This window comes from Anabaena sp. AL93, from assembly GCF_001672085.1.
Taxonomy (GTDB): Bacteria; Cyanobacteriota; Cyanobacteriia; order Cyanobacteriales; family Nostocaceae; genus Dolichospermum; species Dolichospermum heterosporum.
Genome location: NZ_LJOU01000050.1, coordinates 31,012 through 41,919, shown reverse-complemented (window position 1 = coordinate 41,919; position 10,908 = coordinate 31,012). Strand labels below are relative to the sequence as shown.

Sequence of the window (10,908 nt, the reverse complement as noted above, 5' to 3'; positions counted from 1 at the left end):
TCCCTAACCCTAATATAATCACTCGTCTGGGTATTTTACCCCAAGTTGACAACCTCTTTTCTATTCCCTGTTCCCTTTAATAATTATTGATGATTGAATAGAAATAAGTAACTAATCTGGAGCAAAACAAATGGCTGTAGTTGAATATATTGTCTTTTTAGGCGTGTTTATGGGTGTAGCTGTTGGCTTGCTATTTGGTCTGCGCGGAGCCAAGATTCTCTAACCCTACCATTAGACGCTAATTAAACCCACTTTATGTGGGTTTAATACTTTGCTGTTTGATTGCAAGTTTTCACCACTTCGATCTCTAACTCAAGTATCCGAGCAATTTGTTCTACAGTTAGTCCCTCATTTAATAAACCAATTCTCAATTATCAGATCCTCAAAATCCTGAAAATCTGCCACATTATTTGTTACTAAAATCAAGTCATTGCAGAAGGCAATACTGGCAATTTGTCCATCAATAAAAGCAGGTGTTTTACCAATTTTCGATAATCTAGCTCTTTCCTGTGCGTGCCATTTTGCAGCTTTGAGATCATAATCAAACACAGGCAAATCTAACACAGAATCTTGAATGTATTTCCATAAAGAATCCTTGCGTTTAGATGCTGGTAAACGCCAACAGCCATAAAGGATTTCATGAACAACAAGACTTGCTACTGCTACTTCTGAACGATAGCGATTTAATTGATCTAAAACCTGAGTATTGGGAATTGGCCGACTCGGTTCTGAGATAATATTAGAGTCTAGTAAAAAGCGAACTGTCATAAATCAATCTCGCGTCCTGGACTACGATCTCTAATATCTGCAAAATCTTCATCTGTAAATTCAATTCCTTCTCTTTCAATTGTTTCTCGAAACCTTAAAACCCCTTCCCAAAAGCTATCTCCTTTATTCTGTAATGGTTTTTCCTGTACTTGTTCTTTTATTTGTGACAGTTTATGTTTGAGAAATTGAATAAAATCTAAAACTTCCTGTTGTTTATCGGTTGGTAACTCTCGCAGGTTTTCTAAAACTGCTTGTTCAATGGTCATTGTTTCACCTCTACTACTAGGCTATAATTCTATTGTAAATGACATCAGCATTAATTTTTAATTTCTCCTCCATTGTTGAGATCAATTCCTAATATTGCCCATTGTTGATTTATCCAATCTGTAGCTGTTGCTTCATCGGTTTCAATGGTTTTTTCTACTCCTATTTTAGCAATTTCTAGAAGTTGTTTGGATTTTAGTTTTAAATCAAAACTTTCCAGAAATAAGAGAAATCTTTTTAATTAATCATTTGCCATTCACGAGCATCTACAAATAAGGATAAATGTTTAACATTGGTAGTAGCAACAATTACTTGATTTCCATTTAATTCTTCTATTTTTGCTTGTGCTGCTAAAATAACATCACCATCAAGAGATTTAGGATCAGCAGTTGGTTTTCCTGTGTTTCTAATTTCTGCCCAAAATTGTGCTGCTAAAAGCATGGTAGCAGTAGTAATAGGCAAGTAAGTAATCGCTTGCTTGAGTTGATCTAAACGTTTAATTCCTTTTGTTTTTCCCGCTCTTAACAGTTCTCGTCTTACTTCATAATCAGCAATTTCTGGTAAAATTATTTGATAACTTTTTAAGGGTAATTCATCTAACCATTCTTTACACTCCTGACAATTAGAATTAGAACTTTTAGGATTTGTTACCATTCCTAAAATATTTGTGTCGAGGAAAATCAATTTATTCATATAAATTCAGCTTAATCTTAAAAAGGATTATCATCAATTTCTTGTTTTTGCCGCAAATATTCCCAAGTTTCCGTTTGTTCTTCTTGTTCTCCTTCTTCTAACCACTCTTTGGTTAATTCTTTGAGTGCTTGATGTTGTTGATTTAAAATTTGTTGTTGTGCGTCTATTTCTAGCTGAGAATGGTTAAAAATCTCAGGTTTAAAAGTAACACTTTCTCGAAATACTCGCATCATTTTTAGTAAATTCGGCCAGTACTCTTTAGGTGTTGCTTGAATTTCTCGTAAAATTTTTATGAGATGATTTTCTTCGGTAGTGTTACTTAATTCTGGTTTATTGATTAAATCAGATTGAGACATAATTATTTATTCCTCATAATGTTGATAAAGCGTAATTAGTCATGGGAATCCTATCTTTATATTATGACAAAATCTGCCGTGATAGTAAGCTGTTAAATTGATCAGGGAAAATATATATAAATATTATACAACAGGAAATTAACTAATGATGCTTTTGATATCAATTCCTAATATTGCCAATTGCTGATTTATCCAATCTGTAGCTGTTGCTTCATCGGTTTCTATCGCTTTTTCTACTCCTATTTTAGCAATTTCTAGAAGTTGTTTGGATTTTTGCTTTAAATCAAAACTTTCGAGCAATTTTGAATTAATATGGGTAACTAAATATTAGGCAGTGAGTTAATAATCTCTACAGCCTTAATTGCTGAAGTGTCTGGCTGAAAACCAAGATGTGAGTTGAGAAGCTTTAAAGGGCCTTTATTAAATTGAGGACAAGCTTCAATACGAGCGAAGATATCTATAATAATTTCCTGATAATCTTCAATTAACACAGGAAGATGACCCTTATGTGCTGAAATATCAAAAGTAAATTCTTCCTCGGAGTCATAAAAAAAGTTGCAGCCATTTGCATCTTTTCCTACCCATCCAACAAGATCGCTGAACTTTCTCCAGATACTTTGATTGAATATACCATCAGGCTTGCCACCAACGCTTAAATAAATTTCTTTTTGGATGCTGAATCCAAATTTACCATTGCTATGTTCTACCCACAATTTGTCAATTTTGTAGAGGTCTGTGCATGGAAAATCTTTTACGTCTTCCTTGGTCAATTGATCCCCCTGAGTTTTACCTACAGCATTGAGCATAAGTTTATAAGTCAGATAATTAGCATTTTCCCAAGCATCTTCCCATTTACTTTCTGATAATAGTTCAGTGAGTTCTCTATAGTCTATGCCTTCTGAGCTAATACTATCTGCATGAGGTGGTTGTTGAGGAGTTTTGGTGAGTGATTTAGGCTGAGTTATTATAGACTGTGACTCTGGGTCTCTTCCAGTAATAGCAGAAATCAGTTTGTTCATTGGGTTAGATTCTTCTTTACGAAAATCACAATACTGATATTTTTGCAATTTTGGAAAAGCATTTTTTACGGTATCTATCATTCCCTCTTGTGTATTCATGAGGATAACTAGGCCTGTTTGAATTTCAGGCTTTTTTCGCAAAACTTTTTTCAAAAAGAAATTGATTTCTTTGTGTTGTATTTTTCCTGTACCATTATTACTAATAAATACAAGGAAAGCTTTAACTTCACTAATACTATCTAGAATTTGTTTTTCCCATTCTTTAAATGGTATTAAGTTATCCTCATCATAAAACGTGTTGATTCCTTGACTTTGCAACCTGCTTTTAATTTTTCCTACCTCTGGCTTGTCTTTGCTATTGTGGCAAATAAAAACATCATATTTTTCCATTTTATTCCTCCACACCTGCAATAATCGCCAACGCCTTCGCATACTGTTCCAAACCACCTCGCAAAGCAGCCAACTCACTTCGCAATTTTGATTCTTCTGACCAACTTACCTCATGTTCCTTGGGACTCACCCCTATAGGTCGTCTTGCTTCCCAAGCCTGTAACACAGGATGCCATTTAGCTAAAAATGGTCTTAACCCATTATTCAGCACCGCAATAGCAATACCCCCGACTGAGTTTTTAGAAGCACCTACATCAGGTCCAGCAGCTTTGAGAACTTCACGGGTAGTTCCGAATAAACTATACAGAGAGTTCAACGCTTCTCGCGCTAACCCCTGGTCAACTTCTAAAGACTGGACAGCAATACGCGTTACCAGTTCCACATACAACGACCAAGCGGCTTTTCGTTCCGTTGTGTCAGCTTCCCATTCCGCAGAACCTATACCAAAGGGAAGACTAATAGATACTTTTTTTAATTTTGCGGGATCATGCTTGGGCATAAAAAGCAACGTTAATAAAATCAGTAATTTGTTAAGGGACTTCCAAATAAAAAAATACTCAACCACCTAACACAAAAATCTCTCAAACCCTTATTCCTCTGTGTCCTCTGCGCCTCTGTGGTTCGTTAATCAGGATAATTTATTTCTTGGAAGTCCCTAAATCTAATTATATTGTCTTTTTAGGCATCCTAGCCCTAAAATTTGGAATAAAGACCAAATATTCTGGCAATTACCACCCAGGGCTATTTCGTTCTAGATACAACCTGCAACCCACTTTATTTTTAATAAAAAAAATAATTAAATTAACTCTAAACTTACCCTATCCTCACCATAATTAGCGACTAAAACGACTAAAACAAATAACTTCAACCATCGAGAACCCAGTAAAATTTCCTGTATTTCATCTCCAGCAAATACAGGAACTTCAAACTCTTGACCATCTATAATTACCCTACCATGATAAACATCAAATTCAGTTTCTCCTTGAGCAGTTCTTAATTTATTCTGACGTAAAAAAGGCCAATCAAGACTTTGTACATCTTGTTTATTCATGGCTAAATATTCAGTAAATCCTGTGTCTAACATTGTTTCTACAGGAAAACTGAAATTATCTCCATTAATTAAATCAATGTCCAAATAAATTTGACCTTTATCTCCAAATCTTCCCTCAATCATATTCTGCCACTAACTCCCGTTTCATTAATGCCATAAATATGATGAATCACATGAGGATACTTTTCTCTAGCCATTTTACTAGCTACCTCTTGATCCTGATCAATAAAATAATCCCCGCTATCAGGTTCAATAGCAATATACCAACCATAATATTTATCTAATATTTCTGGTTTTAAACGCTCAAAAATTACCCAACAACGATCAGAAAATGCCTGTCTTCTAGCTCTATCTTCAGCTTTTTGTTCTTGGGTCCACTGAATTTCGGGAAATACTCGACCACGACGGACAACTCTTTGGGGTGTGGATTGTGTCATCTTCATCATCTGCTTAAAGTTCACCCTAAATTCTAGCATATTCGAGTCCTCTCCCAGTCAGGGAGAGGTAATTTTCAACTGTTATATCATCGCTGGAGTTGGTGTTTTTTCCTGCTTTTGGAATGGTGGACGCATTTCCAAACCTAGCAAGTTCAACATTTCTTTATCTGCGTCATAATCAGGACAGGGAGTAGTCACTGTCAACATTTTATTATCATCGCTGGAGAAGATGGAATTTGCACCAGCCATGAAGCATAAAGCTTGTTCTACTTCAGAAAGTCTCGCCCTACCTGCACTCAAACGCACGTCAGATTTAGGCATAATAATTCTAGCAGTCGCAATCATCCGCACAACATCCCAAATAGGCACATCTGGTTGATTTTCTAAAGGTGTACCGGGAACTTGAGAAAGAATATTGATGGGTACAGATTCGGGGTGAGGTTGTAAATTTGAGAGAGTATGTAACATTCCAACTCTATCGCTAACATTTTCCCCTAAACCGAGAATACCGCCCGAACATACGGTAACATTAGTTTGGCGAACATTGGCAATGGTATTCAAGCGATCGCCATAAGTTCGAGTCGTAATCACTGTGCTGTAATATTCCTCTGAGGTATCGAGATTATGGTTATAAGCATATAATCCCGCATCCTCTAGACGCTTGGCTTGGTTTTCTGTCAACATTCCCAAGGTACAGCATACCTCTAAACCCATACCAGTTACATCCTTGACCATATCCAGAACTTCCTCAAATTGGGAATTGTCCCGAACTTCTCGCCAAGCAGCACCCATACAAACGCGACTTACACCGCTTTCTTTAGCTGTTTTGGCAATATTTATCACCGTTTCTTTTTCTAACAGTGCTTCGGGTTTTACCTCGGTTTTGTAGCGGGAAGATTGAGCGCAGTAACCGCAATCTTCTGGACAAGCACCGGTTTTAATAGAGATAAGCTTACAAACTTGTATTTGTTCAGGTTTGTGATATTGACGATGCACTGTAGCAGCTTGATAAATTAGCTCTAGAAATGGGGTATTATATATTGTCAATATCTCTGTTGGTTGCCAATTGTAGCGTATTCCCACCGTAATTATCCTTTTTGCAGTCTTTTGGTTTAATGTTCAAATTAGTATAGCTGATACAAAATATTTAAATTTGAGTATATGACATCAGAGCCACCAATTCTGACAAGCGATCGCCTAATATTAAGAATGGCAGTGATGGAGGATATTCCCTACATACTCAAATATTTTACGGAAAATAAAGAATATCTTACGCCATTTTATCCTAAATGGGATGAAAACTTTTTCACTGACGATTATTGGGAGTATCAAGTAGAAACGAGTTTCTGGGAATTTGTGAACAACTATTCATTAAAACTATTTATTTATCGGAAACACCAGCCTAGAAAAGTTATGGGAACAGCTAATTTTAGCAGCTTTGTCTATAGTGCTGCTCAATTTTGTCAATTAGGATACAGTTTAGCAGAATCAGCACAAGGTTATGGTTACATGACAGAAGCCTTGTCTATTTCCACTAAGTATGTTTTTCAAGAATTAAATCTGCACCGCATTATGGCTAATTATATGCCCCATAATCGCCGCAGTGGTAATGTTCTTAAAAGGGCTGGTTTTGTAGTTGAAGGATATGCTAGAGACTATTTAATGATTAATGGTAAATGGGAAGATCATATTTTTACAAGTTTGACAAATCCCCACTGGCGATCAGATTTATAATATTATAATACACCAGATCCCCAACTTCTCTAAAAAGTCGGGGATCTGAAGATAATTATGGGAAAATAAATTATGTCAATATAAATAATCGCGGGGCTATTTTAACCATACATATTTTATCAAATATTTTAAGTTTTATTAAGGGTATTCTTAAAAAGGCTTATACTACATTATGAAGTGCGGAATATCGGATATACTTCCCGGTGTTATGAGGTACATATCTAGCGGGCAAGATGCCCGCACCACAAGAGTTTCATGATTCAAAATAGCTTTGTAAGAGAACGAAAAAACTTTTTCAGGACTTAGTTAAAAACGCTTGAATCTTGTTTATAAAATCAACTAATTCTAATAACAATTCATAAGCACCAACAAAACTCTGTTTGCGACTGAGTTGTTCTAGTTCTTCTGCAATTTTCTGTATGGCTGTAGTGCCAATATTACCACTAGAACCTTTAAGATGATGAGCTTCTCTGGCCAGTTGAGGAAAGTCATTAACGGCAATTGCGGCTTTAATTCCCTCTACATGAAACAGGCTATCTTCCACAAAAACTTTTAATATTTCTAACTCAAATTCTGGATCATTTTCTGAGATTTGATGTAGATGTTCCCAATCAATTGGTAAATCTGTTAACGGATTATTTGTAATTAAAACTACTGGCTCAGATTCAGGAATAGTCACTACTCGTCCCGCTATAATTCTCGAACTCCAAAGCTCTAATAATGTTGCTAATTTATCCTTAGTAATTGGTTTGCTAAAATAGTCATCCATACCAGCATCTAAACAATTCTGTTGATCCTCCTTCATGGCATTAGCAGTAATAGCAATAACTATAGGTTGTCGATGATTAACAAATGAACTTATTGGCCGAGAACGAATTACTTTTGTAGTTTTTAAACCATCGAGAATTGGCATTTGACAGTCCATCAAAATCAAATCATAGGCAATGTTATCCAACATTTCCAAAACTTCTTGGCCATTGGCTACAATATCAGCTTTATAGCCTAAACTGTCGAGTTGCTTGAGGATAACTTTTTGATTAACTGGATTATCTTCTGCTACCAGCAATTTTAACTTTGATGTTGTAGAATCAGATATCTTTTCATCCAACACAGTTATAGAAGATTGCTCAATTTTAGAAGATTGGAAATTATCTAATTTTGGTTGATTTGCTAAAATATCCATAATAGTATCTAGCAAACGAGAAGGCTTTATTGGTTTAACTAAATAACTAATAAATCCTATGTTGATTGCTTTTTTCCATTCATCCTTTTGATTACTAGAAGTCAATAGAACTAAAGGAATATTGCTAATAGCAGAATTAGCCTTAATTTGTGATCCCAGCGTTAGACCATCTATCGCAGGCATTTGCATATCAATTATAACAATATCATAGGGGTGATTTTCGGCAGCCTTTTGTAAAGCTGCAAGACCAGTATTTGCACAAGCAGCTTCATCCACCCACATTCCCCAATGAGTAGCTTGATGATAAATAATTCTCCGGTTAGTGCCATTGTCATCTATTACTAACAACCGCTTGTTAGTCAATATATCAAGCTCCAAAATCTGAGAAGAAGGGTGGATTTGCTTCATAAAAGGTAGCTCAAACCAAAATTGAGATCCTTTACCCAGTTGACTTTTTACGCCAATTTTTCCTCCCATTAAACTTACTAATTGTTGACAAATTGCTAATCCCAAACCTGTGCCACCATATTGACGGGTAATAGAAGCATCAACTTGGCTAAATGCTTGAAAAAGTTTGTTTTGATCTTGAAGACTAATACCAATTCCTGTATCTATAACAGTAAAATTGAGAATGACTAGATCCTGAGTTTCTGACCTTAATTCTACTTCTAATAATACCTCTCCTTCTTTGGTAAATTTAATAGCATTACCAATTAAATTCATGATAATTTGTCGTAAGCGGCCAACATCTCCCCTCAGATATTTATAGACATTCTGTTCTACTAGTGTGGCAATTTCTAGTCCTTTTTGATGTGCTTGAGGAGCTAATAAATCTAGCACTTCTTCCAGACAATTGCAAAGATCGAAATCTATGCTTTCGATCATCATTTCTCCAGCTTCAAGTTTAGATAAATCTAAAATCTCATTAATCAGAGATAAAAGAGCATCACCACTCACACGAACTATTTCTAAAAAATCTCTTTGTTCTGGGTTGAGAGGAGTTTCTAATAATAAACCAGTCATGCCCAAAATGCCATTCATGGGAGTACGAATTTCATGACTCATATTCGCTAAAAAACTACTTTTGGATAGAGATGCTAACTCAGCTTGATGACGAGCAATTTCCAATTCTCGTCTTTGTAGGATTTCCACTTGCAGCAATTTAGCTTGAGCTAAAGCAATACCTATTTGATCAGATAAAGACTTGAGAAATTCTATTTCCCAGTTAGTCCATTGACGGGGTTGGGTACAATGATGAGCAATTAGTAAACCCCAAAATTCATCTTTGAGAAAAATAGGAACAACCAGGTTAGCTTTGACATTAAACTTTTGTAATAGTTCGATATGACAAGGCCGAATGTTAGCTTTCTCAATATCATTAATCACACCAATCCATCCTTGGGTATATTTCTCGATGTAATTTTTTGTCAAACAAGGCTCAACAATATTTGTCCCCATAACAACTGGAATACCGGGAATTAATGCTTCTTTCCGCGCTGTTAAAGAGCCATCGGACAACAACTCTAGAATCACTACACGGTCAGTTTTCAACAGTTTTTGTACTTCAGTAACACTCGTTTGCAGAATATCATCTATCTGTAAAGAACCGCGGATTTTTAAAGTAATATCAGCTAATAATTGCGATCGCAAGTTGAAGTATTTTAGTTCTTCCTCGGCTTCTTTGCGTTTACTGATATCACGTCCTACACAAATGAATCCGCCATCTTTCAATTTTGTCAGAGACATTTCTGCGGCAAAGTCACTGCTATCTTTTCTCTGAGCAATTGTTTCTCCATGCCAGTAACCTTGTTTCATTAGTTCAGGAAATATCTTTTTTTCAAACAATTTAATCTGCTCTTGTTCATAAACTTCTTGCCATTTTTTTCCTAGCAATTCCGTGGCATCACTATAGCCAAATATATTCACATAAGAGCTATTTAGATAAAGATAATTACCCTGTTTATCAACAATACTAATGCCATCACTCGCCGCTTCTACTGCTGCTAATTGCTGTTTTAGAGACTCTTCAGCTTGTTTGCGTTCAGTGATATCTATGCCGGTACAAACAATAAATTCAATTTCACCATTTTCATTTAAAACCGTTCTATTTGACCAATTAATTAGCCGCAGATTTCCGTCTTTTATTCGCCAATAGTTTTCATATTCTTTTAACCCTTTACTTGATTTAATTTTTTCAAAAATAGATCGCACCGTTCGACGGCGTTTCGGTTCTGTAAATACGCTCCAAAAGCATTGATTTCTAACTTCATTGTAAGAATAACCCGTGGTTTCTTCACAAGCTCGATTAAATCCAATAATTTCCCCTTCTGGGTTAAGAACTATCACTAAAGCATTAACTGTATCTAATACCGTTGAGAGGAGCAAACTATCTAAATTACGCCGCCATTCTAATTGTTGCATGACTTGGCGACCTAAAATATTTAATGCCTCTATCTGTTGTGGTGCGAGTTGTCTTGGTATGTCATCGAGAACACACAGCGCTCCTAAGCCATAACCTTCATCATTAATTAGGGGTATGCCCGCATAAAAACGGATATTGGGATCTGATGTCACCAAAGGGTTATTCACAAATCTTGGATCTAAAGTAGCATCGGGAATGATCATGGGATCTGGTTGCTGGATAGCATGATTGCAAAAACCAATACTACGGGGTGTTTCTGATGCTTCTAGCCCAATTTTAGATTTAAACCATTGGCGGTCCGTATCAACTAAGGTCATTACGGCCATGGGAGTTCCACAAATAAAAGAAGCTAAACGGGTAATATCATCAAACTCCAGTTCGGACTGAGTATCAAGAATTCTGTATTGTAAAAGTGCTTCAATTCTTCCGGCTTCGTCACTGCGTAATAAGGCTTTCATATTTAAATTTACCCTTAGTTAAAAGTGTTGTGATTTTGGCTATCTTGAGTATGTAGACGTAAAAACACCAAAATTTATAATCATACGTAAGTAAATTCAATTATACGGTATTTTACTTATCCATCACTCACCT

The 10,908-nt window shown here is 35.9% G+C and carries 13 protein-coding genes; 2 read left to right on the top strand and 11 right to left on the bottom strand.

The window, feature by feature from the left end; translation table 11 throughout:
* The first annotated feature begins 130 nt into the window (after window positions 1–130).
* The gene (gene petL / locus AN486_RS14320; RefSeq protein WP_035081422.1) at window positions 131–223 is read left to right on the top strand and encodes a cytochrome b6-f complex subunit PetL; all 93 of its coding nucleotides are present in this window, start codon (window positions 131–133) and stop codon (window positions 221–223) included.
* Between the two features lie 125 nt (window positions 224–348).
* On the opposite strand, the gene AN486_RS14315 is transcribed toward petL, so the two are convergent.
* The 10 genes from AN486_RS14315 to bioB form a co-directional block, all read right to left on the bottom strand.
* Entirely contained in the window at window positions 349–768 is a 420-nt protein-coding gene (locus AN486_RS14315; RefSeq protein ID WP_015081509.1) for a type II toxin-antitoxin system VapC family toxin, read from the bottom strand.
* Window positions 765–1,034, bottom strand: coding sequence for a DUF2281 domain-containing protein (locus AN486_RS14310; RefSeq protein WP_039203704.1), 270 nt, complete (start codon window positions 1,032–1,034; stop codon window positions 765–767). The genes AN486_RS14315 and AN486_RS14310 overlap by 4 nt, the downstream gene beginning before the upstream one ends.
* A gap of 235 nt (window positions 1,035–1,269) precedes the next feature.
* Window positions 1,270–1,725: a PIN domain-containing protein gene (locus tag AN486_RS14305; RefSeq protein ID WP_168636099.1), complete on the bottom strand. Its 456-nt coding sequence runs from the start codon at window positions 1,723–1,725 to the stop codon at window positions 1,270–1,272.
* Between the two features lie 17 nt (window positions 1,726–1,742).
* Complete coding sequence (locus tag AN486_RS14300) at window positions 1,743–2,081, bottom strand: hypothetical protein (protein ID WP_168636100.1); 339 nt, start codon at window positions 2,079–2,081, stop codon at window positions 1,743–1,745.
* Window positions 2,082–2,219: 138 nt separating this feature from the next.
* Complete coding sequence (locus AN486_RS14295) at window positions 2,220–2,381, bottom strand: hypothetical protein (protein ID WP_168636101.1); 162 nt, start codon at window positions 2,379–2,381, stop codon at window positions 2,220–2,222.
* 20 nt (window positions 2,382–2,401) lie between these two features.
* Window positions 2,402–3,490 (bottom strand): GUN4 domain-containing protein, encoded by a 1,089-nt coding sequence (locus AN486_RS14290; protein WP_168636102.1) that lies wholly within the window; start codon window positions 3,488–3,490, stop codon window positions 2,402–2,404.
* A 1-nt stretch (window position 3,491) separates the two neighbouring features.
* Window positions 3,492–3,989: a hypothetical protein gene (locus AN486_RS14285; protein ID WP_168636103.1), complete on the bottom strand. Its 498-nt coding sequence runs from the start codon at window positions 3,987–3,989 to the stop codon at window positions 3,492–3,494.
* Between the two features lie 297 nt (window positions 3,990–4,286).
* On the bottom strand, window positions 4,287–4,664 hold the full coding sequence (locus tag AN486_RS14280; protein ID WP_290601210.1) for an aspartyl protease: 378 nt from the start codon (window positions 4,662–4,664) through the stop codon (window positions 4,287–4,289).
* Window positions 4,661–4,978 (bottom strand): hypothetical protein, encoded by a 318-nt coding sequence (locus AN486_RS14275; protein ID WP_168636105.1) that lies wholly within the window; start codon window positions 4,976–4,978, stop codon window positions 4,661–4,663. Before AN486_RS14275 ends, AN486_RS14280 begins: the two co-directional genes overlap by 4 nt.
* An 81-nt stretch (window positions 4,979–5,059) precedes the next feature.
* A complete protein-coding gene (gene bioB, locus AN486_RS14270; RefSeq protein WP_290601209.1) occupies window positions 5,060–6,061 on the bottom strand; it encodes a biotin synthase BioB in 1,002 nt (333 codons plus the stop codon).
* A 78-nt stretch (window positions 6,062–6,139) separates the two neighbouring features.
* Between bioB and AN486_RS14265 the strand changes: the two genes are divergently transcribed.
* Window positions 6,140–6,712 carry a GNAT family N-acetyltransferase gene (locus tag AN486_RS14265; protein ID WP_290601208.1) on the top strand — a complete coding sequence of 191 codons (573 nt, stop codon included), beginning with the start codon at window positions 6,140–6,142 and terminating at the stop codon, window positions 6,710–6,712.
* Window positions 6,713–7,007: 295 nt separating this feature from the next.
* Here the strand turns inward: AN486_RS14265 and AN486_RS14260 are convergent, their stop codons facing one another.
* Window positions 7,008–10,775, bottom strand: coding sequence for a response regulator (locus tag AN486_RS14260; RefSeq protein WP_290601207.1), 3,768 nt, complete (start codon window positions 10,773–10,775; stop codon window positions 7,008–7,010).
* Window positions 10,776–10,908 lie beyond the last annotated feature (133 nt).